This window comes from Stenotrophomonas sp. AC248 (genome assembly GCF_979258185.1).
The window spans coordinates 667,761-693,718 of record NZ_OZ409840.1; the positions used below are offsets into that span (position 1 = coordinate 667,761).

At 67.3% G+C, this 25,958-nt stretch carries 26 protein-coding genes and 1 riboswitch; of the genes, 20 read left to right on the forward strand and 6 right to left on the reverse strand.

The features are described 5' to 3' along the window. Positions 1-21 precede the first annotated feature (21 nt). Entirely contained in the window at positions 22-1,686 is a 1,665-nt protein-coding gene (gene ettA, locus ACZ0AE_RS02940; RefSeq protein WP_038690533.1) for an energy-dependent translational throttle protein EttA, read from the reverse strand. A 236-nt stretch (positions 1,687-1,922) separates the two neighbouring features. Between ettA and ACZ0AE_RS02945 the strand changes: the two genes are divergently transcribed. The 6 genes from ACZ0AE_RS02945 (at position 1,923) to ribD (ending at position 6,693) form a co-directional block, all read left to right on the forward strand. Continuing rightward, entirely contained in the window at positions 1,923-2,399 is a 477-nt protein-coding gene (locus tag ACZ0AE_RS02945; RefSeq protein ID WP_038690532.1) for an RcnB family protein, read from the forward strand. A 153-nt stretch (positions 2,400-2,552) separates the two neighbouring features. Continuing rightward, complete coding sequence (gene glyA, locus ACZ0AE_RS02950; RefSeq protein WP_447591873.1) at positions 2,553-3,806, forward strand: serine hydroxymethyltransferase; 1,254 nt, start codon at positions 2,553-2,555, stop codon at positions 3,804-3,806. Continuing rightward, on the forward strand, positions 3,803-4,246 hold the full coding sequence (locus tag ACZ0AE_RS02955; RefSeq protein WP_463600352.1) for a hypothetical protein: 444 nt from the start codon (positions 3,803-3,805) through the stop codon (positions 4,244-4,246). Before glyA ends, ACZ0AE_RS02955 begins: the two co-directional genes overlap by 4 nt. Before the next feature lie 206 nt (positions 4,247-4,452). Then, positions 4,453-4,932: a hypothetical protein gene (locus ACZ0AE_RS02960; protein WP_185753374.1), complete on the forward strand. Its 480-nt coding sequence runs from the start codon at positions 4,453-4,455 to the stop codon at positions 4,930-4,932. 83 nt (positions 4,933-5,015) lie between these two features. Continuing rightward, positions 5,016-5,537, forward strand: coding sequence for a transcriptional regulator NrdR (gene nrdR, locus ACZ0AE_RS02965; protein ID WP_038690528.1), 522 nt, complete (start codon positions 5,016-5,018; stop codon positions 5,535-5,537). 73 nt (positions 5,538-5,610) lie between these two features. Beyond that, complete coding sequence (gene ribD / locus ACZ0AE_RS02970; protein WP_463600353.1) at positions 5,611-6,693, forward strand: bifunctional diaminohydroxyphosphoribosylaminopyrimidine deaminase/5-amino-6-(5-phosphoribosylamino)uracil reductase RibD; 1,083 nt, start codon at positions 5,611-5,613, stop codon at positions 6,691-6,693. A 26-nt stretch (positions 6,694-6,719) separates the two neighbouring features. On the opposite strand, the gene ACZ0AE_RS02975 is transcribed toward ribD, so the two are convergent. Together ACZ0AE_RS02975 and ACZ0AE_RS02980 are read right to left on the reverse strand one after the other, a co-directional pair. Beyond that, the gene (locus ACZ0AE_RS02975; RefSeq protein ID WP_463600354.1) at positions 6,720-7,607 is read right to left on the reverse strand and encodes a hypothetical protein; all 888 of its coding nucleotides are present in this window, start codon (positions 7,605-7,607) and stop codon (positions 6,720-6,722) included. A gap of 605 nt (positions 7,608-8,212) precedes the next feature. Further along, on the reverse strand, positions 8,213-8,851 hold the full coding sequence (locus tag ACZ0AE_RS02980; RefSeq protein WP_038692510.1) for an outer membrane beta-barrel protein: 639 nt from the start codon (positions 8,849-8,851) through the stop codon (positions 8,213-8,215). Between the two features lie 160 nt (positions 8,852-9,011). Beyond that, positions 9,012-9,156: riboswitch (FMN riboswitch) on the forward strand. 75 nt (positions 9,157-9,231) lie between these two features. Here ACZ0AE_RS02980 and ACZ0AE_RS02985 point away from each other — a divergent pair. From ACZ0AE_RS02985 to thiL, 5 genes are all read left to right on the forward strand, one after another. After that, a complete protein-coding gene (locus ACZ0AE_RS02985; RefSeq protein WP_463600355.1) occupies positions 9,232-9,858 on the forward strand; it encodes a riboflavin synthase in 627 nt (208 codons plus the stop codon). After that, complete coding sequence (ribB, locus tag ACZ0AE_RS02990; protein ID WP_038690524.1) at positions 9,855-10,952, forward strand: 3,4-dihydroxy-2-butanone-4-phosphate synthase; 1,098 nt, start codon at positions 9,855-9,857, stop codon at positions 10,950-10,952. The genes ACZ0AE_RS02985 and ribB overlap by 4 nt, the downstream gene beginning before the upstream one ends. A gap of 242 nt (positions 10,953-11,194) precedes the next feature. Next, positions 11,195-11,662: a 6,7-dimethyl-8-ribityllumazine synthase gene (gene ribH / locus ACZ0AE_RS02995; protein ID WP_038690522.1), complete on the forward strand. Its 468-nt coding sequence runs from the start codon at positions 11,195-11,197 to the stop codon at positions 11,660-11,662. After that, positions 11,659-12,138 carry a transcription antitermination factor NusB gene (gene nusB / locus ACZ0AE_RS03000; protein WP_038690521.1) on the forward strand — a complete coding sequence of 160 codons (480 nt, stop codon included), beginning with the start codon at positions 11,659-11,661 and terminating at the stop codon, positions 12,136-12,138. The genes ribH and nusB overlap by 4 nt, the downstream gene beginning before the upstream one ends. A 361-nt stretch (positions 12,139-12,499) precedes the next feature. Continuing rightward, a complete protein-coding gene (thiL, locus tag ACZ0AE_RS03005; RefSeq protein ID WP_038690520.1) occupies positions 12,500-13,465 on the forward strand; it encodes a thiamine-phosphate kinase in 966 nt (321 codons plus the stop codon). Between the two features lie 101 nt (positions 13,466-13,566). On the opposite strand, the gene ACZ0AE_RS03010 is transcribed toward thiL, so the two are convergent. Beyond that, positions 13,567-14,151 (reverse strand): autotransporter outer membrane beta-barrel domain-containing protein, encoded by a 585-nt coding sequence (locus ACZ0AE_RS03010; RefSeq protein ID WP_463600356.1) that lies wholly within the window; start codon positions 14,149-14,151, stop codon positions 13,567-13,569. A 54-nt stretch (positions 14,152-14,205) separates the two neighbouring features. On the opposite strand from ACZ0AE_RS03010, the gene ACZ0AE_RS03015 reads away from it, so the two are divergent. Next, positions 14,206-14,985, forward strand: a complete 780-nt coding sequence (locus tag ACZ0AE_RS03015) for an autotransporter outer membrane beta-barrel domain-containing protein (RefSeq protein WP_463600357.1) — start codon at positions 14,206-14,208, stop codon at positions 14,983-14,985. 138 nt (positions 14,986-15,123) lie between these two features. Here ACZ0AE_RS03015 and ACZ0AE_RS03020 read toward each other — a convergent pair whose 3' ends face one another. Together ACZ0AE_RS03020 and ACZ0AE_RS03025 are read right to left on the reverse strand one after the other, a co-directional pair. Continuing rightward, on the reverse strand, positions 15,124-15,852 hold the full coding sequence (locus ACZ0AE_RS03020) for a fimbrial biogenesis chaperone (protein ID WP_463600358.1): 729 nt from the start codon (positions 15,850-15,852) through the stop codon (positions 15,124-15,126). A gap of 69 nt (positions 15,853-15,921) precedes the next feature. Continuing rightward, positions 15,922-16,437, reverse strand: a complete 516-nt coding sequence (locus tag ACZ0AE_RS03025) for a fimbrial protein (RefSeq protein WP_463602053.1) — start codon at positions 16,435-16,437, stop codon at positions 15,922-15,924. Between the two features lie 415 nt (positions 16,438-16,852). Here ACZ0AE_RS03025 and ACZ0AE_RS03030 point away from each other — a divergent pair, with 415 nt between their 5' ends. The 8 genes from ACZ0AE_RS03030 (at position 16,853) to ACZ0AE_RS03065 (ending at position 25,951) form a co-directional block, all read left to right on the forward strand. After that, positions 16,853-19,138, forward strand: a complete 2,286-nt coding sequence (locus ACZ0AE_RS03030; RefSeq protein ID WP_463600359.1) for a fimbria/pilus outer membrane usher protein — start codon at positions 16,853-16,855, stop codon at positions 19,136-19,138. Next, positions 19,021-19,305 (forward strand): FimD/PapC C-terminal domain-containing protein, encoded by a 285-nt coding sequence (locus tag ACZ0AE_RS03035; RefSeq protein ID WP_463602054.1) that lies wholly within the window; start codon positions 19,021-19,023, stop codon positions 19,303-19,305. The genes ACZ0AE_RS03030 and ACZ0AE_RS03035 overlap by 118 nt, the downstream gene beginning before the upstream one ends. A 38-nt stretch (positions 19,306-19,343) precedes the next feature. Next, on the forward strand, positions 19,344-19,859 hold the full coding sequence (locus tag ACZ0AE_RS03040; protein WP_463600360.1) for a fimbrial protein: 516 nt from the start codon (positions 19,344-19,346) through the stop codon (positions 19,857-19,859). A gap of 319 nt (positions 19,860-20,178) precedes the next feature. Further along, positions 20,179-20,649 carry a fimbrial protein gene (locus tag ACZ0AE_RS03045; protein WP_463600361.1) on the forward strand — a complete coding sequence of 157 codons (471 nt, stop codon included), beginning with the start codon at positions 20,179-20,181 and terminating at the stop codon, positions 20,647-20,649. Positions 20,650-20,745: 96 nt separating this feature from the next. Beyond that, positions 20,746-21,873 carry a fimbrial protein gene (locus ACZ0AE_RS03050; RefSeq protein ID WP_463600362.1) on the forward strand — a complete coding sequence of 376 codons (1,128 nt, stop codon included), beginning with the start codon at positions 20,746-20,748 and terminating at the stop codon, positions 21,871-21,873. Between the two features lie 162 nt (positions 21,874-22,035). Continuing rightward, a complete protein-coding gene (locus ACZ0AE_RS03055) occupies positions 22,036-22,770 on the forward strand; it encodes a fimbrial biogenesis chaperone (protein ID WP_463600363.1) in 735 nt (244 codons plus the stop codon). Between the two features lie 113 nt (positions 22,771-22,883). After that, on the forward strand, positions 22,884-23,387 hold the full coding sequence (locus ACZ0AE_RS03060) for a CS1 type fimbrial major subunit (protein WP_463600364.1): 504 nt from the start codon (positions 22,884-22,886) through the stop codon (positions 23,385-23,387). A gap of 86 nt (positions 23,388-23,473) precedes the next feature. Next, the gene (locus tag ACZ0AE_RS03065; protein WP_463600365.1) at positions 23,474-25,951 is read left to right on the forward strand and encodes a TcfC E-set like domain-containing protein; all 2,478 of its coding nucleotides are present in this window, start codon (positions 23,474-23,476) and stop codon (positions 25,949-25,951) included. Positions 25,952-25,958 lie beyond the last annotated feature (7 nt).

Sequence of the window (25,958 nt, forward strand, 5' to 3'; positions counted from 1 at the left end):
GCGCGGCCGTTTCTCGTTCCGTTACTTCAGCGCCTTGAAGCGCAGGCGCTTCGGTGCGGCGTCGTCGCCCATGCGGCGGCGCTTGTCTTCTTCGTACTCGCGGTAGTTGCCCTGGAAGAACTCCACGTGCGAGTCGCCTTCGAACGCCAGGATGTGGGTCGCGATGCGATCCAGGAACCAGCGGTCATGCGAAATCACGAAGGTGTTGCCCGGGAACTCCAGCAGCGCATCTTCCAGCGCACGCAGGGTTTCGATGTCCAGATCGTTGGACGGTTCATCGAGCAGCAGCACGTTGCCACCCTGCAGCAGGGTCTTGGCCATGTGCAGGCGGCCACGCTCACCGCCGGACAGCGACCCCACCAGCTTCTGCTGGTCCTGGCCCTTGAAGTTGAAGCGGCCGATGTAGGCGCGCGACTGGATCTCAACGCCATTGATGTTGAGGATGTCCAGGCCGCCGGCGATTTCCTGGAAGACGTTGTGGTTGCCTTCCAGCGCGTCGCGGCTCTGGTCCACGTAGGACAGCTTGACGGTCGGGCCGACCACGATCTCGCCGGTATCGGGCTTTTCCTGGCCGGTGATCATCTTGAACAGGGTCGACTTACCGGCACCGTTGGGGCCGATGATGCCCACGATCGCGCCACCGGGCACCAGGAAGTTCAGGTCGTCGAACAGCAGGCGATCACCGAACTTCTTGGAGACGTTCTTGAACTCCATCACCGCATTGCCGAGGCGCTCGCCCGGCGGAATGAAGATTTCGTTGGTCTCGTTGCGCTTCTGGTAATCCACCGACTGCAGTTCTTCCAGGCGGGCCAGACGCGCCTTGCCCTTGGTACGGCCGCCCTTGGCGTTCTGCCGCGACCATTCCAGTTCCTTCTGGATCGCCTTCTGGCGGGACTTTTCCTGGTTGTCTTCCTGGCGCAGGCGGTCGTCCTTCTGGGTCAGCCAGTCGGTGTAGTTGCCCTTCCACGGAATGCCGCGGCCGCGATCCAGTTCCAGGATCCACTCGGCGGCGTTGTCCAGGAAGTAGCGGTCATGGGTGACCGCCACGACGGTGCCGGTGTAGCGCGCCAGGAACTGTTCCAGCCATTCCACGGACTCGGCGTCCAGGTGGTTGGTCGGTTCATCGAGCAGCAGCATGTCCGGCTTCTGCAGCAGCAGGCGGCACAGCGCCACGCGGCGCTTTTCACCACCGGACAGGGTGCCGACCACGGCCTCCCACGGCGGCAGGCGCAGCGCATCGGCGGCCACGTCCAGCTGGTTTTCCAGGGTGTGCGCATCGCCGGCGGCCAGGATCGCCTCCAGGCGCTCCTGTTCCTTGGCCAGCTTGTCGAAGTCGGCGCCTTCCTCGGCATAGGCCAGGTACACCGCATCCAGCGCGGCCTGGGCCTGCAGCACTTCGCCCACGCCTTCCTCGACCGACTCGCGCACGGTCTTGGTCGGGTCCAGCTCCGGTTCCTGGGCCAGGTAGCCGACCTTGATGCCGGCCTGCGGGCGGGCTTCGCCCTCGAAGTCGGTATCCACGCCGGCCATGATCTTGAGCACCGTCGACTTGCCCGAGCCGTTCAGGCCCAGCAGGCCGATCTTGGCACCCGGGAAGAACGACAGCGAGATGTCCTTGATGATCTGCCGCTTGGGCGGGACCACCTTGCTGACGCGGTTCATGGTGTAGATGTATTGCGAGGACATGAGGTCTCCGAAGGCGCAACCCTGCGCCCGTTCCAGGCGGAACAGGAACAGATGAATAAAGGGGTACCCCCGATTATAGCCGGAAGCGATGACAGACGCCGGTCTGCCCATGGGGCGGGGCTTGCCGGGGCCTGAATGGGCCGTCAAAGCCGTTGAAATGGAAACCGTTTCCAGCCGGAAACCGTTCAGATGGCGTCAGCATGATGGAGCCATCAACCCACCAAGCGAGGCCAATCATGCGCATGAATCGATTTGTGGTCGGGGCCGTCGCCTCGCTGCTGGCCCTGGGCACGGTGGCACCGGCCTTCGCCGACAACGACCACCGCGGCCGTGGGCACGACCGCCATGATGACCGTCACGACCGCCGGCATGATCGCCACGACCGGCATGATCGCCGCGACTGGCGCGACGACCGCCGCCGCGAGGCCCACCATGACCGTCGCTACTACGACAACCGCGGGTATTACCGCCCGGCACCGCCGCCGCGCGTGGTCTATCGCCCGGCCCCGGGCTACGGCTCCTACGGCTGGGCGCGCGGCCACCGCTACCGCGAGTACTACGGCGGCCCGGTGTACGTGGTCAACGATTACAGCCGCTACTCGGTGCGCCGCCCGCCGCGTGACCACCACTGGATCCGCGACGACCGCGGCAACCTGCTGCTGGTCGCCATCGCCACCGGGATCATTGCCGACTACGTGATCAACAACCGGTAAGCCCGGCGGCAGGCACGCTGCCCGGCCTGGACGGCGCCCCTCGGGGCGCCGTTCCGCGTTCCGGGGCCCGCGCGCCCGGATTGGTCACCCCGGGCCGCGGGGACTACAATCCAGAGCTCGCGCTGTACCCCCTCTGCCTGCCTGGAGTAACCGATGTTCCCGCGTGACGTCCGCATCGAAACCTACGATCCCGAACTGGCCAAGGCCATCGCCGCCGAAACCCAGCGCCAGGAAGACCACGTCGAGCTGATCGCCAGCGAGAACTACACCAGCCCGGCGGTGATGGAAGCCCAGGGCAGCCAGCTGACCAACAAGTACGCCGAAGGCTACCCGGGCAAGCGCTACTACGGTGGCTGCGAGTACGTGGACATCGCCGAGCAGCTGGCCATCGACCGCCTCAAGCAGCTGTTCGATGCCGACTACGCCAACGTGCAGCCGCACAGCGGTTCGCAGGCCAACCAGGCCGTGTACTTCGCACTGCTGCAGCCGGGCGACACCATCCTGGGCATGAGCCTGGCCCATGGCGGCCACCTGACCCACGGCGCCAAGGTCAACGCATCGGGCAAGCTCTTCAATGCGGTGCAGTACGGCGTGGACGAAGCCGGCCTGATCGACTACGACGAAGTGGAACGCCTGGCCGTCGAGCACACGCCGAAGATGGTCGTCGCCGGTTTCTCGGCGTACTCGCAGGTGGTGGACTGGGCGCGCTTCCGCGCCATCGCCGACAAGGTCGGTGCCTACCTGTTCGTGGACATGGCGCATGTGGCCGGTCTGGTCGCCGCGGGCGTGTATCCGAGCCCGCTGCCGCACGCCCACGTGGTCACCTCGACCACCCACAAGACCCTGCGCGGCCCGCGCGGCGGCATCATCATCGCCAAGGGCGCTGACGAAGACCTGGTCAAGAAGCTGCAGTCGATCGTGTTCCCGGGCATCCAGGGCGGTCCGCTGATGCACGTCATCGCCGGCAAGGCCGTGGCCTTCAAGGAAGCGCTGGAACCGGCCTTCAAGACCTACCAGCAGCAGGTGGTCAAGAACGCCCAGGCGATGGCCAACACGCTCATCGCGCGCGGCTACAAGATCGTCTCCGGCGGTACCCAGAACCACCTGATGCTGGTCGACATGATCGGCAAGGATGTGTCGGGCAAGGATGCCGAAGCCGCCCTCGGCAAGGCCCACATCACCGTCAACAAGAACTCGGTGCCCAACGACCCGCGTTCGCCGTTCGTGACCTCCGGCCTGCGCCTGGGTACCCCGGCCGTCACCACCCGTGGCTACCTGGAGCAGGACTGCGTGGACCTGGCCAACTGGATCGCCGACGTGCTCGACGCCCCGGCTGACGAGGCCGTGATCGCCCGCGTGCGTGATGCGGTGAGCGCCCAGTGCGCGAAGTATCCGGTCTACGGTTGATCGATCTGTTCGATCAGCGCCGTTTCTACCTGGCCGTGGCAGCCCTGTTCGGGTTGCCCGGCCTGGTGCTGGGCGTGACCGGGGCGGGGCTGGGGGTGTGGGTCGGGCTGACCGAGCCGACGCATGCCGGCTTGCCGCCGCCGCCGGTACTGGTCGGGTGGGGCCTGGCTGGCCTGCTCGGCCTGCTGGCCTGGGTGCGCCTCAGCGCGGCATGGCTGCTGGCCGGGCAGGAGGGCCTGCGCTGGTTGCATCCTGCCTGGTGGTATCTGTTGGGGGCGGGAATGGCTGCCGCACTGGCACTGGTGGGCATGGCGATGGCAGACCGGATGCCCGGCCACACCCCCGTGCTGCTCCTGTTGGCGGGACCCCCGGTGCTCTTCCCCGCGGCACTGCTGCTGGTGCAGCGACGTCGCCTGCGCCGGGCGGGTCTGCACGGCTGACCGCCTGGTGCAGGGACGCCATGCGGTCGTGGCGTGATCGCCCGCGTACCGCACGCGGACTGACCTGCGCGCTCGAGCAGCCCGCGGCAGGCTGGCCCGCCTGGTCAGGCAGCCACGATTTTTCGGATTAATTGCATATTCGGTCGGGGCGGTTGCCTCTAGCGTGGCCCGTTGCCGTGACGTGCGGCTGTTTCGAGGCAGAACACGTGACGTATCCCGTCCCTCCGCAGTTGATTCCCTCGCCTTCCCGGTATCAGATCGGTTTCGCCGTCCATCTGCTGGCAGTAGGTCTGCCCTTGATGCTCGTCTCGTTGTCGTGCTTCGTGACGATCGTGCCGTTGGCCGCCTTTGAAGGCGGTGTTTCGCTGGTCGGACTGCGGCGGGGCTTCCTGGCGTGGTACGGCACAGTGCTGGCGGGCGCTGCGGCGATGGCGCGGCTGGGCTGGGACTGGTTAGTGCGGCGCCGGCCGCTGCGGCAAGGCAGCGCCCGGGCCTGGTGGTTCCTGCTGGCCGCGCTGCTGGTGCAGGCCGTGACGTGGTGGGCCATGCTGCGGTTCGGCAGCGGCCTGGAGTCCAGCCAGTACGGGCGTTACCTGTGGGCCGGCACGCCGCTGGCCGGTTGCGCGGCGCACCTGGCCTGGCTGCGGTGGCGGGAGGGGGCCGGGACGATGACCCTGCGCACCTGATATTTGTGCGGGCTGTCCTTCTCAGGTACCGTTGCGACGCTGCCGTGACCACGGCATGACGTTTTCCTGATGCAAGGCGTTCCATGTACTGTCCGTTCTGCCAGCATGCCGATACCCGTGTAATCGACTCGCGCGTCTCTGAAGACGGGGCGACGATCCGGCGTCGGCGTGAGTGCGAGGCCTGCAACGAACGCTTCAGCACCCTGGAAACCATCGAGTTGAAACTGCCGGCCATCGTCAAGAGCGACGGCAGCCGCGAAGCCTTCGACGCGCGCAAGGTGCGCAGTGGCTTCGATCGCGCGCTGCAGAAGCGCCCGGTGCCCGAAGACGAAATCGAACTGGCGGTGCGTGCGGTGATGCAGCAGGCACGTGTCTGCGGCGAACGCGAAATCCCGTCGATCAAGATCGGCGAGTTCGTCATGAATGAACTGCGCAAGCTCGACCATGTGGGCTATGTGCGTTTCGCCTCGGTGTACCGCAGCTTCGGCGACGTGGCCGATTTCCGCGAGGAAATCGAAAAACTCGAACGCGACCTGCCGGCCAGCACCGAGCAACTGCAGCTGCTGGGCGGTGTGATTCCGCTGGAAAAGAAAAAGAAGGGCTGATGCCGGTCGCCTCGCGGCGCCCCCGGCTGGGCTACCATCGGCGCTGCACGCCTGCCGCCGACTGATCATTGCCATGACTGAATTTTCCGCGCTCGACCACCTGCACATGGCCCAGGCGCTGCGTCTGGCCGAACGGGCGGCGTACACCGCGCGGCCCAATCCCATGGTGGGCTGTGTGATCGCCCACGGCAGCGAGGTGGTAGGGCAGGGTTGGCACCAGCGCACCGGTGGCCCGCACGCCGAAGTCTTTGCACTGCGCGAGGCCGGCGACCGCGCGCGGGGTGCCACCGCCTACGTCACCCTGGAACCTTGCGCGCACCACGGCCGCACCCCGCCCTGCGCGTTGGCGCTGATCGAAGCAGGTATCACCCGCGTGGTGGCGGCGATGCGCGATCCCTTCCCGAAGGTCGATGGCGGCGGCTTCGTGCTGCTGCGGGAAGCGGGGATCGAGGTTGCCGAAGGCCTCATGGCCGCGCAGGCGCGCGACCTCAACCGCGGGTTCCTGTCGCGCATCGAGCGCGGCCGGCCGTGGCTGCGGGTGAAGCTGGCCGCCAGCCTGGATGGCCGCACCGCGATGGCCGACGGCACATCAAAGTGGATCACCGGCGCGGCCGCGCGCGAGGACGTGCAGCACTGGCGCGCGCGTGCGGGTGCCATCCTGACCGGCGCGGACACCGTGCTGGCCGACGACCCGATGCTGACCGTGCGCCTGCCCGACACCGAGGTGCTGCCGCCACTGCGCGTGATACTCGATTCACGCCTGCGCTCGCTGGAATGCGCGCGCGTGCGCGAAGGAAATGGTCGCGCGCTGTACCTGCACGAGGCGGCAGTGAGTGCGCCGGACGCGGCCGATGCGGACTTTGCCAGCGTGGCCAGCCGCGAGGGTCGCCTCGACCTGGGCGCCGTGCTGGCGCTGTTGGCCGCGCGCGAGATCAACGAAGTGCACACCGAAGCCGGTGCGACGCTGGCCGGCGCATTGCTGGCCGGCGGCTGGGTGGATGAGCTGCTGCTCTACCAGGCGCCCACGTTGCTGGGCGAACACGGCTTGCCGCTGCTGTCCGGGCTGGGCATCCATGCGATGGAGCAGCAGCGTCGGATGCGCGTGGTGGACCAGCGCCAGGTGGGCGACGACCTGCGGCTGCTGCTGCGGCCCTGATCCGGGGATCAGGGCCGGCTTTCATCTCAACGGCAGGCGTCGGTCCACATCATTTCGGCAATCGAGCGCAGCGCCTTGCACTCCTGCACCATGGCCTCCACCGATTGGGTCTGGGCCTTGTCCCGCAACTCGTCGGCCATCGCATCCACGCCATTGAGCTGCTCCGGCGCGATCTTCGCCACGCACTGCCGGTGCTGCTGCAACAACAGGTCGCAGCTGGCCACGCCGGTCACCGTCGGCGCGTCCTTCGCGGCCGCCTCCTGCTGCCACGCATCGAACGGCAGCAGCGCCTCCACCACCGGCGCCACCAGCGCGTCCAGGTTGCCGCTGTACCAGTAGCCGTTGTCCTTGGCCGGGTACAGATCCACGCTGCCGCGTACCTCGCGGCGCGGACCGCTGCTGACCGCCGCCACGTAGCCGTCGGTGAAGCGCTTCAGCCCGGCCGGGGTGTTGTCGGCCACGCTGGCGTCGAACAGCGGGCGCAGGCTATCCAGTACGGTCACCTGGCAGGTGAAATCGACCGTGGCGACCTTCGCGCCGTCAACGGCGTCGTTGTCACGCAGGGTGCTGCCCTGCGCGCGGCACCGCGTCTTGCCCAGGTTGGCCGCGACTACGGCCGGCATCGCCTCGATACGCGCGTTGTCGCTGCCCGCTGCCGCGAGCAGGCCCTGCAGCGGTGCGGCGAGCGCACCGGCGAACGCGCCCTTGTTGAATTCAAGCGAGTCCTGGCCATCGAAGGCAGGGCGAAGCGCGTCATTGAGCGCGCGTGCCGCCGCGGCGTCGTCTTCCAGCATCACCCGGGCATACAGGTCGAAGGTCTGTTCGGGCGTCAGCGGTGCCGGTGCAGCGGCAGTGGCCAGCAGCGGCATGCACAGCAACAGGGAGGTGGCGGCCAGTACGTGGCGGGTTTTCATGGCGGTCAGCGTCCAATGCAGGGCGCGGAAGCCTAGCGCATTTCACGTGCCCATCGATGGCGCGCCGGAGAAGAACCGGAAAAAGGTGTTTCTCCCTTCTGTGGGGCAAGCAGAAACGTGCTTTGACGCTTTTCAGGCGCGGCCGTCGGCGGGTCGGGCACTGGGCCCCCATGCCCTTTCCGGCGAATGTCCCCCGGCGTCGGCCTGCGGCCGCCACCTCCTCCTTTATTTCGCCTCCAAGGGCATGGGGGCCCAGCGCCCGACCCACCGACCAGCGTCAAAAAAGCATGGCGTCCACCTGCGCACCGCAAGCCGAGCCCCGTAGCAGCCGGTAGGCTCCTGGGCAAAATAAAGGAGGAGGCCGCTACGCGGCCGGGGGACATTTGCACCAGGGGCCTACCGGCTGCTACGGGGCCCTCACGCTCGCGACCGGCCGGATCGGAGACGCCAGCCGGCCTGCACCCCCGGCTATCCGCGTCGCGGCGTACCCACTCTGCAACGGCCTTGCAACAAGACGCTCCGCTCAGATGGGCGAAGAAGCAAAAAAACGGGCCCCTTTCGGGACCCGTTCGATCACGGCGCAGCGGCGAACCGCTGCAGCCCGATCAGAAACTCGCGCGCACGCCCACCGAATACTGGGTGACTTCGTCGTACGCCTGCACTTCACCCACCAGACCCCAGGTCGGAGTGAAGTTCACCTGGCCACCAAGGGTGCCGGTCCAGGTACCGTCCATGTCGCTGCCGTCGATGTAACCGGCCTTCAACCAGGCTTCGGTACGCGGCGAGGGCTTGCCACGCACGCCCAGGGTGGCGCGGGCAGCGTTGGTGTGTTCCTTGAAGCGCTCGGTGTCGAAGCCGTCGGCTTCGTACTTGGCTTCATTGTTGATGCGCAGCCAGGCGATGTCGGTGGTGAAGTCGACGCGGTCGCTCATCGGCATGTGGTAGCCGATGCCCAGCTCCGGCTGCTTCAGCTCCTGCTTGACGCGCACGTCATAGCTGCCCAGGTCGTAGGTGTTGGTCTTGGACACCGTGCTGTAGGCACCGAACACATGCACCTGCTCGGCGATCGCGAACGAGCCGCGGACGTAACCGCCGTCCAGCTTCGGCTTGGAGGGGGCGCCATTGCGGTCCAGCTGCAGCTGGGTCCAGCCACCTTCCACGTAGGTGTAGCTCAGGCCTTCGGCCGCAACGGCGGAAAGCGGGGCGGCGGCCAGCAGGGCGGCGGCCAGGAGAATCTTGCGCATGCAGGTTCCTTGGGTGGTGTTGAGGTCCATTTCAGCCGACCCATCAATGGGCGACAGGAGCGGCGATCACTGCCGCGCGAGCGGATTTTAACCAGAACTTCACAAAAAGCGAGCAGTCAGGTTGCCCTGTTACAATGGCCGCGCCGGCTCGCCGGTACACAAACGTCTTCAGGGCGGGGTGCGATTCCCCACCGGCGGTAGGTGCGCAAGCACGAGCCCGCGAGCGCTTCCGGCCCCGCCGGAAGGTCAGCAGATCCGGTCCAATGCCGGAGCCGACGGTATAGTCCGGATGAAAGAAGACGGTGCGACCGGGCCTTGGGCTCGGTGTGCACCTATATGCCTTGCGGCGTTTTTCGCTCACTTTTCGCGGAGAACGTTCCTTGTTTACTGGAATCATCGAAGGCGTCGGCCGTCTGGCCGCACGCGACACCCTCGGCGGCGACGTCCGCTTTACCTTCAACGTGGGCACCCTGCCGTTCGACAACGTGCAGATGGGCGAGAGCATCGCCATCAATGGCGTCTGCCTGACCGTCATCGCCCACGACGCCACGTCCTTCCAGGCCGACGCGTCCACTGAAACCCTCGGCCTGACCACGCTGGGCCAGCTGGCCGACGGCGCGGTGATCAACCTCGAACGCGCCATGCGCCCGACCGACCGCCTCGGCGGCCACCTGGTCAGCGGCCATGTCGACGGCCTGGGCCAGGTGCTCTCCATCCATGACGACGCCCGCGCCCAGCGCTGGCGCTTTGCCGCGCCGGCTGCGCTGCTGCGCTACATCGCCAAGAAGGGCTCGATCTGCGTGGACGGCGTCAGCCTGACCGTCAACGAGGTTGACGCGCAGGGCTTCGAGGTCGCGCTGATCCCGCACACCGTGGCCAACACCGCTTTCGCCGCCACCGGCGTGGGCAGCGCGGTCAACCTGGAAATCGACCTGGTGGCCCGCTACGTGGAACGCCTGATCAGTGTGCCGGCCACCGGTTCGCACGTACAAGGAGATGCGGCATGAACTTCGCCCCCATTCCGGAGATCCTGGAAGACATCCGCCTCGGCCGCATGGTGGTCATCGTCGATGACGAAGACCGCGAGAACGAAGGCGACCTGATCATGGCCGCCGAGCTGGTCAAGCCGTCGGACATCAACTTCATGGTCACCCACGGCCGTGGCCTGGTGTGCCTGCCGCTCACCCGCGAGCGCGCCGCCGACCTCGGCCTGGCGCCGATGGTCCAGGCCAACACCGCGCAGTTCCAGACCAACTTCACGGTCAGCATCGAGGCGGCCGAGGGCGTTACCACCGGCATCTCGGCCTACGACCGCGCCCACACCATCCGCACCGCGGTGAAGCCGGACGCCAAGCCGGCCGACCTGCACCAGCCGGGCCACATCTTCCCGCTGATCGCCCAGCCGGGCGGCGTGCTCACCCGCGCCGGGCACACCGAAGCGGGCGTGGACCTGGCCATGCTGGCCGGGCTGGAGCCGGCCGGCGTGCTGGTGGAGATCCTCAACCCCGACGGCAGCATGGCGCGCCGCCCGGAGCTGGAGGTGTTTGCCCGCGAGCACGGCCTGAAGATGGGCTCGATCGCCGACCTGATCGCCTACCGCCTGGCCACCGAGAAGACGGTCGAACGCGTGGACGAGCGCGAGATCGACACCGAGTTCGGCCCCTTCAAGCTGGTCACCTACCGCGACCGGATTGCCCACGACCTGCATTTCGCCCTGGTCCGTGGCACCCCGGACACCGAGCCCACCCTGGTCCGGGTGCAGGTGGAAAACCCGCTGGCCGACCTGCTGCACTGGCGCCGCGACGACTTCGGCGTGGCCTCCACCGACGCCCTGCGCGCCATTGCCGCCGCCGAGCGCGGCGTGATGGTGGTGCTGTCGGCCCCGCGCGACACCAACAGCCTGCTGGCCCGCCTGCGCCAACAGCCGGCCCCGGTGACCCCGGGCAAGGACAAGGATGTGAGCCAGTGGCGCCGCAACGGCGCCGGTGCGCAGATCCTGTCCGACCTCGGCCTGGGCAAGCTGCGCGTGCTGGGCACCCCCCGCCGCCAGATCGGCCTGGCCGGCTACGGGCTGGAAGTAGTGGAAACGGTCACCCCCTGACCGCCCGCCCGTAGAGCCGGGCTCTGCCCGGCTACCCCCACGAACCACCGCGCAACGCCAGCCGGGCAGAGCCCGGCTCTACGGGGCCAGGCAACGCCAGCCGGGCAGAGCCCGGCTCTACAGGGCCAGGCAATGCCAGCCGGGCAGAGCCCGGCGCTACGCGGCCATGGCCGCCGGCCCTTGTCCGGCGTAACTGGCCCGCCCGCGTTAAACTAGTCAACCTTTTGGACCCCACGCCGAACATGAGCCACTACGAAGGCGACCTCCGTACTCCGGAAAAGGCCCGTTTCGCCATCCTCGCCAGCCGCTGGAATGCCCGCATCACCGACGTCCTGGTCGCTGGCGCGCGGCAGAGCCTGGCCGGCAACGGCATCGACGAAGCCGCCATCGACGTGATCCGTGTGCCCGGCGCATGGGAACTGCCGCTGGTGGCCGCCCGCCTGGCCGCCGCGCATGAACATGCCGCGATCATCGCCCTGGGCTGTGTGATCCGCGGCGACACCCGCCACTACGAACACGTGGCCGATGGCTGCGCCGAAGGCCTGATGCGCGTGCAGCTGGATTTCGGCGTGCCGGTGCTCAATGGCGTGCTCGCCGTGGAACGCGCCGAGGATGCCGAGGCCCGTGCCGGCGGCAGCCATGGCAACAAGGGTGAGGAAGCCGCACTGACGGCGTTGGAAATGGTCAATCTTCTGGAGCAGTTGCCGTGAACAAGTCGAACCCGGGCAAGCCCTCCGGTAAACCCGTCCGCCGTGATGGCATCGACCCCGTGCTGCGCTCGCGCGCGCGCCGTCGTGCCCTGCAGGCGATCTATGCGTGGCAGATTTCCGGTGGCAATGCGCAGACCGTGATTGCCCAGTTCGCGCACGAGCAGGCGCGTGAAATCGCCGACCTGGCCTATTTTGAAGCGCTGATCCACGGCGTGCTGGACAACCGCAAGGACCTGGACGAGGCACTGACCCCGTACCTGGACCGCAGCATCGACGAAGTGGACGCCATCGAACGCGCCGCGCTGCGCGTGGCCGCCTTCGAAATGCGCTACCGCCTGGACGTGCCGTACCGCGTGGTCATCAACGAAGCCATCGAGTCGGCCAAGCGCTTCGGCTCCGAGCATGGCCACACCTACGTCAACGGCGTGCTGGACCGCGCGGCCGTGGAATGGCGCAAGGTCGAATCGGGTCACTGACCCGCCGGTGGTAATGATCCGCCGGTGGTAATGCCCCGCCGGTGATAATGACCCGCCGGTGATAATGACCCGCCGGTGGCAACGACCCGCCGGTGGTGATGACCCGCCGGTGGTAATGACCCGTCTGGTAGTGCCGGCCGCTGGCCGGCAACCGCCGGGACGCTGAGGTTGCCGGCCAGCGGCCGGCACTACCGCCCACCGCGCGCAGCGCGGCAGGCACAACCGCCCACCGCACGCAGCGCGGCCGGCACAACCGCCCATCGCGCGCAGCGCGGCAGGTACAACCGACAACCGCGCGCCGCGCGGCACGTACAACCGCCCACCGCGCATTGCGCGGCACGTACAACCGCGGGAGCGCCCCATGTCCCTTGCCGAATTCGCCCTGATCGACCGCATCCGTGCCCGCACCGCCGAGCGCGACGACGTGGTGCTCGGCATCGGCGATGACGCCGCGCTGCTGCAGCCGCGACCGAACGAACAGCTGGTGGTCACCGCCGATACGCTCAACAGCGGCGTGCATTTCCCGGCCGAGACCATGCCCTTCGACATCGGCTGGAAGACCCTGGCGGTCAACCTGTCCGACCTGGCCGCCATGGGCGCACGCCCGGCCTGGTGCACGCTGGCGCTGTCGCTGCCCGACGCGCACCCGGACTGGATCGAGTCCTTCGCCGACGGCTTCTTCGCACTGGCCGACGAACACGCCATTGCGCTGATCGGCGGCGACACCACGCGTGGCCCGCTGTCGCTGTCGGTCACGGCGATGGGGCAGGTGGCACGCGGCCAGGCGCTGCGCCGCGACCGCGCCCAGGTGGGCGACGACATCTGGGTGAGTGGCACGCTCGGCGATGCCGCCGGTGCGCTGCAGCTGTGGCAGCGCGGCGAGTTGAACATCGCCACCGCCACCGTGCTGGGCGACTACGAAACACTGCGCCTGCGCCTGCTGCGGCCCACCCCGCGGGTGACGCTGGGCCTGCGCCTGCGCGCCTTTGCGCATGCCGCGGTGGATATCTCCGACGGCCTGCTGGCCGACCTGGGCCACATCACCACGCGCAGTGGCGTGCGTGCCGAAGTGGATGCCGACGCCGTGCCGCTGTCACCGGCGCTGCGTGCGGTCCTTGGCCGCGATGCCGCGCGGGCATGTGCCCTGCGCGGCGGCGACGATTACGAACTGTGCTTCACCGCCGCCGCCGACCAGCGCGAGGCGCTGCATGCCGTGGCCGAATCGCTGCGCCTGCCGCTCACCCGCATCGGCCGCATCGTGGAAGGGCAGGGCGTGCACTGCGAAGGCGAAACCGGCCCCGGCGGGTACCAGCACTTCGCGGAGTGAGTTGAGCAGCCGGGCAGAGCCCGGCTCTACGATCACCTCGCCACCCCGGTAGTGCCGGCCGCTGGCCGGCTCCCGACCCCCTCACCGCGCGCGACCCACCCTCACCACCGGTACGACATCCCCAGGTTCGCTGTCGCTTCGCGGTACCCATGGTCGCCGCGCATCACGCCCAGCCCACCCCAGCCACTCAGCCCCGAGCGGAAGTCCACCCGGCCACCCGCGCTGATCTCATACCGGTTGCGCGGCAGGCTTGCCTGCAGCACGTCTTCATCGAACGCCATGCCGTTGCTGCTGCCATCGCGGTACCCGTTCACCGCCAGGTACGGGCTCACCGCCGCACCCACCGTCGCGCGTGATTCGCCCTGCAGGCGCAGGCCCAAGCGGTCCGACAATCCGTCATCGCCCACGCTGCGCACGATGGTGCCGTTGCTCTCTTCGTGACGATCCGTGGTGGCATCGGTGTAGACCAGTTGCAGTTCCGGCTGCAGGCGCAGCGCGGTGCTGCCGATCTGCCCGATGGTGAAGCGATAGGCCGCCTCCAGCGACGTGTTCATGATGCAGGGCGCGACGCTCGACATGCGCAACGGCGTGCTTGCCAGTGTCAGCGCGGGCATCAACATCAACCAGCGCAACGCGACCGCGCGCGTGGTGGGGTCCTCGATCACCACACAGAACGGTGTCGGCATTCTTGTTGATGAACGATGCGCAGCTGGAGGTGTCGGGTTCACGCATCAGCACCGATGGCGAGCTCCGCCAGGCGGTCTCGGTGCTGGACGGCAACGCCTCTGCAGGTAGGCAGCGACGTGTGGCAGCGCAACGGCGCAACGGTGGGGCTGACGCTCGGCAGTGGGCGCGCCGATAACACCGTGGTGTCCACGCTGACCGGCTACACCGCAAAGGGCCGCGTGCGCGGCACTGCCATCGGCGCGTACGCCACCTGTCTGCAACGGCCGGGCCATGTGGAAGGTGCCTATCTGAATGCCAGCGTGCAGCGCGGCCGCTTCGACAACCGCGTGAACGGCGTGGACCTGCCGCGCGAGCAGTACGACGCCCGCGTGCTGAACACGTCCGTTGAAGGCGGCTATTCCTTCAACGTGTGGCAGGGACCGAATGCCGCACTCTACGTGCAGCCGCAGTTGCAACTGTCGCACGTGGACCATCGCGTGCACCATCGCGTGGACCGGTATGTGGAGCGCAATGGCACGCGCATCGACAACGCAGACAGCAGCGGCGTCAGCGGCCGCCTGGGTGTACGCGTGTTTGGCCATGACATGCGTGCCGGCAACATCGTGCGGCCGTATATGGCGGTGAACTTGCTGCGCGGCATGCGGGCCAGTACGTTGGATTTCAACGGCGAAACGCTGGGTGCCGACGTGCCGCGTGACCGCTACGAAGTGCAGGCGGGTGCGGAGCTGACGCTGGGCCAGCGCTGGTCGGCCTGGGGCGGCATGAGCGTGCAGCGGGGTGCTTACGATTACCGCAACGTTGGGGGTCAGTTGGGCATGCGCGTGCGCTGGTAATAAAGAAAGGAGCAGGGTAATGCCCGGCTCCTCACTGCTTTGTTCGTCATCGTAGCGCCGGGCTCTGCCCGGCTGCTGTCTGCGGATGTTCCAGCGCAGCCGGGCAGAGCCCGGCTCTACGGCGCGCAATGCGCGGTGTTACGGGGCGCCTACCGTGGCCTGTTGGTCGCGCGGGGTGCCGTAATCATCCAGCCACTGAAACGTTACCTTCGCCGGCATCGCCGCACCGGCCGGCAGCGCATAGCGCACCTGCTGGCCCGGGGCGATCATATCCACGTCCACCTTGCGTCCGTCGGCCAACGTCAGCGTGCTCAGCGTTACGTGGTACGCACTGGGATTACGTACGTCCAGCGCGTTGTCGGCGTGCGTCCATACCAGCGCAGCAGCGGCGTCACGTGCGTTGCCCGGCAACCCGGCGGGGCGGTGGAACAGCTTCACCCGCGTGCGCACCGCGAACTGCAGCAGGTTCTTGTCTGCCGCGTCGGTCGGCTTGGGCGGAATGTCCAGCAGGTTGAAATAGAACACCGATTCGCGGTCGGTCGGCAGTGCCGGCTCCGACGGGCGCGGTGCATAGGTAACACGATAGGCCTGGCCCTGGTGAGCCCGCAGCAGGCGGGGATCGGCCGGGGTCAGCCGGAACGGCGTGCGCACGTCTTCAGGGCGTGCATGGCTGTCGCCCGCGTCGATCCAGACCTGCACCATGGCGGGCTGGTCGCCGATATTGCTGGCCTTTACCGTGACGTCGCGTCCTTTACCGGCGTCGTGCACGATGCGGGTGCCCTGCAGGGTCACGGCTGCCAGTGCGGAATGGCTGCTCAGCAGCAGTGCCACCAGAGCGGCTGCCCGCGATGTAGTGCGCATGTTCATTGCTCATCTGCTTGAAAGGAACGCCCATGCCGGCGCGATAGGCGCCGGCACGAGGGCATTGCGCGATGGTTACTTGTAGAGCACCACGAAGTCGCCGGAGGCATTGGCCGTCCCTGCGATCGCGTCCTGGCCGGGCGAGGCGTACCAAGCGCTGTAATCGAGCTGGCCGCTGCCATCGGCCGGAATGATCACCCATTGGGTGGGGTCCTCACCGATCTTCTGGTGATTGCCGCTTGCGTCATACAGGGCAACCCCGACGTTGTCGGCGGTGGACGTGGCGGTCAGGCCCAGGTTGCCGGTGCTGCCGTGCGGAGTGCCGCCAAAGCGCACGCCCACTTCCTGCTCGGCACCCGAACCGGAGCAGTCCAGGCCGATGCTGAAATTCTTCTGGCCAGCGCGGGTATTGGCATTGACCGACTTCAGGTCAACTTTGCCCATGGCCACGGTGATGGTGCCGCCGGTGGACTGCACTGCACAGGTTGACGTCATCAGCTCACCGGTGATCTCCAGATTTTCGGCCATGGCCGATGGCGCGACTGCGGCGGCCAGCAGGGAGAGGATCGCTACACTTAGTTTGTTCGACATATTGAATGCTCTGGTTGCGGGGATTTCAGGCGCATTCTCTACCTCGGTATTCGTTGCGGCCATGCAATAAGTTGTAAACGATTGGTAGTACCCATGTGTCGCCGCGTAGCTGCTCAAGACGACACCGCGACGGGTACACGTCGTGGACGCGTTCAACCCTGCTACCTCGGCGGGACGTAGGCGGAATAGGCAATGTCTGTTTTATGCGGGTTGATGCATAGACCATTGCAACTAATTGCATGGGACGGCGGCAGATGCGGGTCTACGCTGCGGGCCTCATACACAGGGCGATGTCGATCTCGACCGTCATCGAAGTGCCGCCGTCATGCATCCATGCTCGAAGTCTCTGCTCTCTCTTCCGTGTCCTTCCCCAAACCGTCTGACGCTCGCCGTCGCTGCGGCACTTGGCATGGTGGTGAGTTTCTGCGCCCGTGCAGCGGATTCAGAGGGGCTCCAGTTCAGTGAGGGCTTCCTGATCGGTGGGGAAACCATCGACATGCAACGCTACGTGCAGGGGAACCCGTTGGCGCCCGGCGTGTATCCCCTGGAGCTGGTGGTCAACGGGGAATTCCGCGAGAACCGCGACATCACCTTCGTGGCAGCGCCGGCATCACTGGGCGCCGTGCCTTGCCTGCCGGTGACGCTGGTGCGCCAGTTGGGGCTCAAGGATGCCTACCTGGCCGCGCTCGGCGACGACCCGGCCGCCTGCGTGGATGTGCCGGCGCTGGTGGACGGTGCCACGGTCAGTTTCGACAGTGGCGCACTGCAGTTGCTTGTCAGCATTCCGCAGGCGGCGCAGGCAGCCACGGCGCGTGGCTACGTGGCCCCCGGGCTGCGCGACCATGGCATCACGGCCGCCTTTTTCGACTACAGCCTCAACCACAACCGCAGCACTGCGCAGAACTCCACCTCGGCCAGCATCCATGCCGGGCTGAACCTCGGTGCATGGCGCCTGCGCCATCGCGCGTTCTTCAGTCAGGGCACGTACGGCGCGCAGCACGAGGTGATCAGCAGCCACCTGCAGCGCGACCTGCCCGCATGGAACAGCCAGTTGCTGTTGGGCCAGAGCAGCACCGGCGGCGAACTGTTCGAAAGCGTGGCCTTCAGTGGCGTGCGCGTGGCCACCGATGACCGCATGCTGCCCGATTCGCTGCGCGGCTTCGCACCGGTGGTGCAGGGCATCGCCGAGGGAAACGCGGTGGTCACCATCCGCCAGAACGGCACTGTCATCCATGAAGTAACGGTGGCACCGGGTCCCTTCTCGATCGAGGACCTGTACCCGACCAACTTTGGCGGTGACCTGGAGGTGACCGTGACCGAAACCGATGGCCGCGAGCAGCGCTTCAAGGTCAGCTTCTCGGCGGTACCGCAGGCCCTGCGCCCCGGTGCCAGCCGCTTCAGCGCCACCGCGGGTGCGCTGCGTGCGTCGCGTCGCGGCGGTGAAGACCTGCGCTTTGCCGAAGGCACCTATGTGCGCGGCCTCAGCAACCGGTTCACCGCGCTGGGCGGCGTGCAGGCCAGCGACGGCTTCCAGGCCGCATTGCTGGGCGGGGCGGTGAACACGCCGATCGGTGCGTTCGGTGTCGATCTCACCCATTCGCGTGCGCGTCTGAGCCAGGGCGCGCAGGTCACCGGTAACAGCCTGCGCGTCAACTTCCAGCGCTATGTGGCCGCCACCGGCACCAACTTCGGCCTGGCCGCGCACCGCTACAGCACCCAGGGCTACCTGACCCTGACCGACTTCGCCGACGCGCGCAGCGACGACTGGGGCTATGGCCGCCGCGCGCGTCAGCGCTACCAGGTGAACTTCTCGCAGCGGCTGGGCGAGCGCAGCACGCTGTCGCTCAGTGGCGGCCATGTGAGCTATTGGGACAGCGCCGACCGTCAGAACGATTTCCAGCTGCGCTTCCAGAGTTCATGGCGCCGCGCCAACTACGGTCTCTCGGCACTGCGCTACCAGCTGGGCAACGGCCGCCAGGACACCCGTTACGCGGTCAGCGTGAGCGTGCCGCTGGGCCGCAGTCCGAGCGCGCCGCGCCTGAGCAGCCTGGTCAGCCACGGTGGCAGCGGCCAGCAGGCCCAGCTGGGCGTGAACGGCATGCTGGGGGAAACCCGGGCGCTGAGCTACAGCGTGTCGGCCAGCGATGCCAGTACCGGCCAGTCCAGTTCCAGTGCGTATGCCGCCTACCAGGGGGGCCTGGGCAACTTCAATGCCGGTTACAGCCGCTCCGGCAACTACAGTGCGCTTGCACTGGGTGCAGCCGGCAGTCTGGTGCTGCATGCGGGCGGCGTGAACCTGGGCGCGCCCGTTGGCGACGGCTTTGCATTGATCCAGGCAGACGGTGCGCACGGAGCGAAGGTGGGCTACGGCAACGCCACCCGCGTGGCGCGCAACGGTTATGCGCTGCTGCCGCACGTCAGCCCCTACCGCTGGAACCAGATCGATCTGGACCCGTCCGGGCTGCCGTTGGACGTGGAACTGCTGCAGACCTCGCAGCGGGTTGCGCCCACCGCCGCAGCATCGTGCGGGTGGCCTTCAATGCCACGCGCGAGCGCACGTTGTTCATCGATGCTACCGATGCCCTGGGCCAGCCCCTACCGTTCGCCGCCCGCGTCGAAGATGAAGCCGGCCGCGCATTCGGTGCGGTCGGGCAGGGCGGCGTCATCCAGTTGCGGGGCGCGCCGGCGCAGGGCGCCTTGATTGTCGACCCCGACGGCGCGCAGCGCTGCCGCCTGGAATACACCACGCCGGATGCACCCGATGCCTACGGCCTGTCCTGGAGCCAGGCGATCTGCACGCCGCTGCCGGTGCCCAGCCCGGGCCTGCAGGCTGCGCTCGGCGGCGCCGATGCACCGCCCGTTCCCTGACATCCGCTTTCTTCCTTCATCCCCCCAGGAGCTGCTCCATGACTGCCATTCCCCCCATTGCCCTGCGCGCCACTCTCTGCGCCGCCCTGTTGGCCAGCGCACCGGCCGCGTTGGCCGCCACCCTCACCATCAGCGGCCGGGTGCTGCCCGGCACCTGCACGCTCACCGCCGCGCCGATCGCCCTGGACCCGGTCAAGGCCAGCGACCTGACCCCGGGTGCGGACAGCCAGATCAAGTCCGGCGCGCTGGAGTTCAACGGCTGCGTGGGCGTCACCAAGGCGGTGCTGTCCTTCGCCGGAACCCCGGCCGATGGCGATGCCACGCGCTGGAAGAACACCGAAGCCACCGACCCTGCAAGCGGGGTGTCGATTTCGCTGCTGTCGGGCACCACGGGCAGCAACTACCTCAAGGACGGCGACACCGGCATCGAAGTGCCGGTGACCGGTACCACCGCGCGCTACGACCTGCGCGCGGCGTACTACCTGCCCACCGCTGCCGTGCCGGAAGCCGGTGCTGTGTCCACGGAAATCGTGGTGACGGCGGATTACCAGTGAGCGCCGTGGTCCACAGGCGTGCGGGCAGGCGGTGGCCGCTTGGGTTGTCGGCGGCGGCCGCGCTGTTGGCCATGTAGTCGCTGGTGGAAATGCGCGCCTGCGTGCCCGCCTACCTATCCGCACCCGACTCGGCGCTGATTGCGTTCGCCTACCAGCAGGCCTTGCCGTTCAGGCCCGACTCCCTGGTACCGTTGAAGCTGGGTGAGAGCGTGCCGACCTCGATCATGTTTACGCCCAGGGGTGCCCATCAGTTCAATGCCCGGGTGCTGTTCTTCACCCGGGGCGGCCGCCTGCGCACGTTTGAACTGGGGGCGGCACCATGCATTTCGAGGTGCCGAAGTGTCCGTTCCTCAACGGCCGCGTCGCCGTACAGTTCAAGCTGACATTCCCCGCGACCACCTGTCCGCTGGAAGACGCGTCCCAGTCTCCGGATGATGTGCAGGTGGCCGAGCTGTTCCCCCCAGGGGATACGGCCAAGGAAAAGGGCGTTGCGCTGCGCATGGTGTGCGCTGCCGATCCGCCACGCGCCAAGATGGCCCTGACCGATGCCAACGACGCGTCCAACACCGGCAGCGAGCTCTCGCCGACGGCCGATTCAGATGCCCAGGGCGTGCGTGTGCAATTGCTGCGCGAAGGCCGGGAAGTGCAGTTCGGCCAGTCGTGGCAGTTCGATTCGCCCACCGGTGGCACCTTGCTGCATGAGTTCACCGCACGCTATCTGCACACGTCCGATGCGCTGGTGCCGGGCATCATCAAGGGTCAGACCGTGTTGACTGCCGATTACGGGTAGCGCTGCCAGCTGGCGCGATGCCTCGGCGAAGCTGCATACGCAACAAGTTGCATGGGCGCTCGCGCAGCCGTGCTCTATCGTCTGCACCAGGGGACCATGCGCGCACGCCTGATGGCGTGCGCGCATGGCCCCCGACGTGAGACGCTGGCGCGGTGTTGGCCGTTCGCTGCGGGTGTCTTCCATTGTGCCGTTGCGGCACGCAAAGTAGAGGCCGGCAGCATGCAGCGTTCACCTGATTTTCCCCTGTCGATTCTGTGGCGTTGTTCATGGACCCTGTTTGCGCTGGCCGCTGCATCGGCGGCGCATGCCGGCTGTGTGCGACTGAATCCCGGCGACCAGGACCTGGTCATCAGCGTGACCATGCCCAACCTGGACCTGCCCAACCGACGGTTCGCCCTTCAAGCCAATGGTGAGGTGATGGATGGCTTCATGTGCAGCGCGGGCCAGAACGCATTCCTGACCGACGTGACGTTCACCGGGTTGACCTATGAACGCGAGATCGCTGCGGATGACGGCCGGACCTACAGCGTCTACAGCCTCGGCCCCCGTTCACCTCTCATCGGATTCGTGCACTCGGTGCAGACGTTGGTCAATGGCCACCGCGCCAGCCAGGACGCGGTGGTCCCAGGGCAGCACCATCGCAACCCGGGCATTGTCTCAGCGATCAGCGAGCCGGTCGTCGTCAGCTATGGCGTCATGTTGTTCTTCCGCGGGGGTGCCATGGAAAGCATCCCGATGACGTCGCTGGGCACGGCCACCTCCTGGGACGAGAGCGACCCATCGCAGAGCATCCAGCACCATGTGCGGCTGGAGATCAACGTGCCCACGCTCACCTGTACGCTGGCCGACAGTTCGCAATCGCTGGATCCGGTGTCCGCCGATCAGCTGGCGACACCGGGCAGTACGGCCGGGGAAAAGGCGGTGGCAATGGCCATGACCTGCCCGAGCGCAAACGTGGGCGTGGAGATGGTGCTGACCGATGCCAATGACGCCGGCAACGTTGGCAGTCTGCTGACGCCTGCGGCGGCCTCCGATGCAGGGGGCGTGCAGCTGGAAATGCTGCGTGCAGGCAACCCGGTGCAGTTCGGACAGCGTTGGCAGCACGGCTGGTCCAGCAAGGGCAGCCAGGACGTTCCATTCACCGCGCGCTACAGGCGCACCGCCGCGCCCCTGCATCCCGGGACGATCATTGGCGAGGCGGTACTGACAGCGGATTATCGATAGAAGAGGCAGGACGGAAATCGCGCGTTGTCATCGCCCGGGCTGCGCCGGTGGGTCTCAGCAACATCCTGCGGGCTGGCCAGCACGACGACATTTGCAACATCTTGCATGGATGGCGATGGGAACTTCCTATGAAATAGCCACTCGCCTCCCCACGGGCTCGCCATGCAACGCGTCCTCTGTTTTCTTCTACTGGCCATTGTCGCCAGCACAGCCCATGCACGAACGCCCAAGATCAATGTCGGTGTGCTGTTCGACTACCTGGAACCCACCCACAGCAACCTGCTCAAGCGCATCCGCAATACCGGTGACGCAACCGCCTACGTGCGCGTGGAAGTGACCCAGATGCACTTCGATGCGGACGGAAAGGCCAGTGAAACACCGGTGGACGGTGCGGCGCTGGTACGCAACGACCCTGCCGCGCACGGTGTCATCGCCAGCCCCAGCCGCCTGATCATTGCCGGCAACGGCCAACAGGCCACGCGCCTGGTGTATCGCGGTGCACGCGACCAGGAACGCTACTACCGTTTGCGCTTCATCCCGGTGGCACCCAGCGCCGAGGAGTTTTCGCTCAGCGAAGAACAGGCGCGCGAAGCAGCGGAACTGAGCGCGTCCATTCGCATGTTCACCGGCTACGGCACGATCCTGTTCATCGCACCGGAACACGCCACCTACGACACCCGCGTGCAGGATGACCGCGTGTACAACCACGGCAACGCCACCGTGGTGCTGGACAACCTTCGCCAGTGCGAGAGTGCCAGCCCGGACACCTGCACACCCGGCATCATCGTCCACGTCCGCCCCGGGCGCTCCTACGCGCTGCAGCGCGACGACAGCCAGTTCCTCCGCTATGACCTGAAGGAGGGCGACAGCCAGCGCAGTATCGATTCGCGCCGCTGATCGTTCCGTTCCTCCCCTTGTTCATGCCCCACCGGGTCCGCCAGGCACCCGCCGGGGTTGCTGTGCCCGTGTCCTGGCATTTCGTATCCATCCACTCTTCCTGGAGCAACACCATGTCCTTGAAAACCTATGCGCTGGCCGCTGCCGCAGCGGCGCTGCTGGCCCCGGCGCTCAGCCACGCCGCCATCGAAACCAAGTCGATCACCGTGAACGTCACGGCCGACGTTCCCAACACCGCCGGTCTGCAGGTGTCCACGCCGGACGGCTGGGAAGGCCTGCCGCAGAACCTGCCGTGGAATACCGCGCGCCAGGAGCTGGGTGAACTGACCGGCCGTGTCATCAACGTCAAGTCGTCGGCCGCCATCACCGCCTACCTCTCGGCCCCGGCGCAGATGGCCTCGGCTGCCGATGTCGTGGACCTGGTGGTGAAGCTGGACAACGTGGTCGTGCCGGCCACGGCCGTCGCCAGGATCACCGTTGCCAACGCGCAGCAGGCCGCCGCTGGCAGGTCGCTGGCCTTTGCCATCGCCCCGACGGTGCCGACCGACGGCTACAAGCAGGGCAGCTATGGCGGCCAGTTCCACATGATCTTCGAAAGCGATATCGCCGATCCGTGAGCCCTGCAGGTGCTCCCTGCCGCATCCACGGATGCGGCAGGGAGGCCGGAGTAAACACCGTGTTTCCCAGCCTCCATCGCGTACGCTTGCCCCTGGCTCGATTGACCGTCGCCATCGGTGCCGTGGTCGTTGCCGCGTCCTCGCAGGCCGCGGGCCTGGCGCTGGGTGAGCTGCCCAGCCTTCTGGAACAGCGCGAGCGCATGCCGGCGGAGTTCCGCGACCACCTGTTCGGCAACCCGCTGACCGTGCGGGTGGAGCTCGACGGGCAGTACCTCGGCGATGCCGAGGTGCTGCTGCATGAAGACAACCGCATGCAGCTGATCGGCTTTGGCGAAAGCCATGACAGCCCCTGGCCACAGACCGAACGTGCACGCTGGGCCGAGCAGCTGTCCGAGCCGATGGCGCTGGGCGTATGCAGCCCACACTGCCGCGGACTGTCCGCACTGCACTACAGCCTGGCCAACTCATTGCTTACCCTGCTGACCCCGGCGGGGACACAGCAGGACGCCCGCCATGTTGCATTGCCTGCGCACGGCAGCCACGGCCTGATCGTGCGCAACAGCCTGGCCGTGTACGCCGGCGAGGACCAACCGACCAGTGCACGCTACAGCGCCGAACTGAATGGCAGTATCGGCCACTGGAGCACGGTAGGCAGCTACCAGTACTACGCGCAGCCGGATCGCACCGAGCACTACCTGAGCGCGCTGTACGCACAGCGCGAACTGGGTGACCACTTCGTGCGTGCCGGCTATTTCCTGCCCACTTTCGAGGGCATCATCCGCCAGCCGCGCGCGCCCGGCACGCAGAACGACACGGCACTGGGCCTGATGCTGGGTTCATCGGATGTGCTGCTGGCCGACACCCGCAGCGCCAGCGCCTACCCGGTATATGTCACCGCCAGCCGCGAAGGCGTGGTGGAGATCCTTCGCGACGGCAACCTGCTGTCCACCCAGGCGGTCACCCCGGGTATCCAGGAAGTCGATACACGACGCCTGCCCGGCGGCATCTACAACGTGGAACTGCGCGTGCTTGAAGACGGCCGCGAGGTGTCACGCGAAACCGCCTCCATCCACAAGCCCAGCCGCTGGCGCGATCCAACGCGACGCTGGCGCTACAGCGCGTTCGCCGGCCAGCAGCGCGGCCTGCTTGACAGTGGCCGCGCAAGCCAGGAAGGAAAGATCGCCGCGGGCGCCGTTGTCAACTACCTGCTGCATCCGCGCGCGGTGGCCGGTGCCACCGTGCAGCAGATCGGCCAGCGCCATGCCACGGGTCTGTCGATGGACTGGCAGGCCAGCGACCGCTTCAGTACGTACACCAACTTCTACACCTCCGGCGATGCCGGGCGCGGCGTCGATCTGCAGGCGCTGTACCGCTATCGCGGCGGATCGGTGGTCGCCAACCACGCGCGCAGCTGGGCCGAACAACGGCAGCGGGTAGTGCCTGGCGCCGGTGCCGCGCCGCGTTGGGAGACCCAAGGCGGCTGGCAGGACACATCGGCCGTCTCCATCACCCACCGTTTCAGCCACCGTGACAACGCCAGCCTGCGTGTGGCGCGCAGTTCGGGATTCACCCGCGGCACCGGCATCGACGTGTCGTACGGTCGCCGTGACACCCTGTTCGGCAAGCACGACGCCAACTGGCGGGTCTCGGCCTATGATCGCCCCGGCAACCGGTACACCCAGTATCGTCGGCAGCGCGGGATCGATCTGACCCTCAGCGTGTCCTTGGGCAGTGAGCGCCGCAGCTACAGCGGAAGCCTGGGCAGCCGCACCGGCGAAGGCGGCCAACGCGACACCTACGTGACTGCGGCGGCCACGCAACGCGTGGATGGAGCGCTGCTGCAGAGCGTGAACGGTACCGTCAGCGCCGAGCGCGGTGGCATCGGCGCCGGTGCCGGCGCGTATCTGCAGAGCCCGCTGCTGGAGGGCGACGTGCAGATGTATCGTGCCGCCGACAGCGGCAGGTTCAGCGGTACTGCCAACCTCGACAGTACGCTGGTGCTGGGCGCAGGACACGCGGCGGTGCTCGGCCAGGGCCGCAGCGGTGGCATGGATACCGGCGTCATCGTTGATGTGCGCAGCGACTACCCGGATGTCGCACTCCGCGCCGATGACCATCGCGGTGGCAGCGTCGTGCTGCGGCCGGGCCGCAATTTCGTCCCCGCCACCGCCTATCGGGCCGGCCATATCCAGTTCGATTTCGAGGGCCGCCATGCGCCGGCAGCCACCCTGCAGCCGGCCACGTTCAGCTATCACCTCAACAAGGGCGGGGTCATGTACACCACGATGGATGTGCTGCGCACCTTCACCGTGATGGGCCAGGTGCTGGATGCCGATGGCAACGGCGTACGCGGCGTGCAGGTGATCAACCATGCCGGGCGCAGCGTCAGCCAGGAAGACGGCTTCTTCACCCTGGAACTGAGTGCGCGCGCGCCGGTGGTGGAGCTGCGTTACCCGAGTCTGGTCAGCTGCGTGCTGACCATGGAAGAAGGGCAACATCCCCGCGAGGGAGATGTGCTGATGGTAGGTGGCATCGGCTGCCCGCCATCGGTGGTCGTGAAGTAGTCCGTTG

Bases quoted from the DNA above. Each gene is read 5' to 3' on its own strand.
- ettA (WP_038690533.1), bottom strand. From the start codon at position 1,686: ATGTCCTCGCAATACATCTACACCATGAACCGCGTCAGCAAGGTGGTC.
- ACZ0AE_RS02945 (WP_038690532.1), top strand. From the start codon at position 1,923: ATGCGCATGAATCGATTTGTGGTCGGGGCCGTCGCCTCGCTGCTGGCC.
- glyA (WP_447591873.1), top strand. From the start codon at position 2,553: ATGTTCCCGCGTGACGTCCGCATCGAAACCTACGATCCCGAACTGGCC.
- nrdR (WP_038690528.1), top strand. From the start codon at position 5,016: ATGTACTGTCCGTTCTGCCAGCATGCCGATACCCGTGTAATCGACTCG.
- ribD (WP_463600353.1), top strand. From the start codon at position 5,611: ATGACTGAATTTTCCGCGCTCGACCACCTGCACATGGCCCAGGCGCTG.
- ACZ0AE_RS02975 (WP_463600354.1), bottom strand. From the start codon at position 7,607: ATGAAAACCCGCCACGTACTGGCCGCCACCTCCCTGTTGCTGTGCATG.
- ACZ0AE_RS02980 (WP_038692510.1), bottom strand. From the start codon at position 8,851: ATGCGCAAGATTCTCCTGGCCGCCGCCCTGCTGGCCGCCGCCCCGCTT.
- ribB (WP_038690524.1), top strand. From the start codon at position 9,855: ATGAACTTCGCCCCCATTCCGGAGATCCTGGAAGACATCCGCCTCGGC.
- ribH (WP_038690522.1), top strand. From the start codon at position 11,195: ATGAGCCACTACGAAGGCGACCTCCGTACTCCGGAAAAGGCCCGTTTC.
- thiL (WP_038690520.1), top strand. From the start codon at position 12,500: ATGTCCCTTGCCGAATTCGCCCTGATCGACCGCATCCGTGCCCGCACC.
- ACZ0AE_RS03010 (WP_463600356.1), bottom strand. From the start codon at position 14,151: ATGCCGACACCGTTCTGTGTGGTGATCGAGGACCCCACCACGCGCGCG.
- ACZ0AE_RS03015 (WP_463600357.1), top strand. From the start codon at position 14,206: ATGGCGAGCTCCGCCAGGCGGTCTCGGTGCTGGACGGCAACGCCTCTG.
- ACZ0AE_RS03020 (WP_463600358.1), bottom strand. From the start codon at position 15,852: ATGAACATGCGCACTACATCGCGGGCAGCCGCTCTGGTGGCACTGCTG.
- ACZ0AE_RS03025 (WP_463602053.1), bottom strand. From the start codon at position 16,437: ATGTCGAACAAACTAAGTGTAGCGATCCTCTCCCTGCTGGCCGCCGCA.
- ACZ0AE_RS03040 (WP_463600360.1), top strand. From the start codon at position 19,344: ATGACTGCCATTCCCCCCATTGCCCTGCGCGCCACTCTCTGCGCCGCC.
- ACZ0AE_RS03045 (WP_463600361.1), top strand. From the start codon at position 20,179: ATGCATTTCGAGGTGCCGAAGTGTCCGTTCCTCAACGGCCGCGTCGCC.
- ACZ0AE_RS03050 (WP_463600362.1), top strand. From the start codon at position 20,746: ATGCGCGCACGCCTGATGGCGTGCGCGCATGGCCCCCGACGTGAGACG.
- ACZ0AE_RS03055 (WP_463600363.1), top strand. From the start codon at position 22,036: ATGCAACGCGTCCTCTGTTTTCTTCTACTGGCCATTGTCGCCAGCACA.
- ACZ0AE_RS03060 (WP_463600364.1), top strand. From the start codon at position 22,884: ATGTCCTTGAAAACCTATGCGCTGGCCGCTGCCGCAGCGGCGCTGCTG.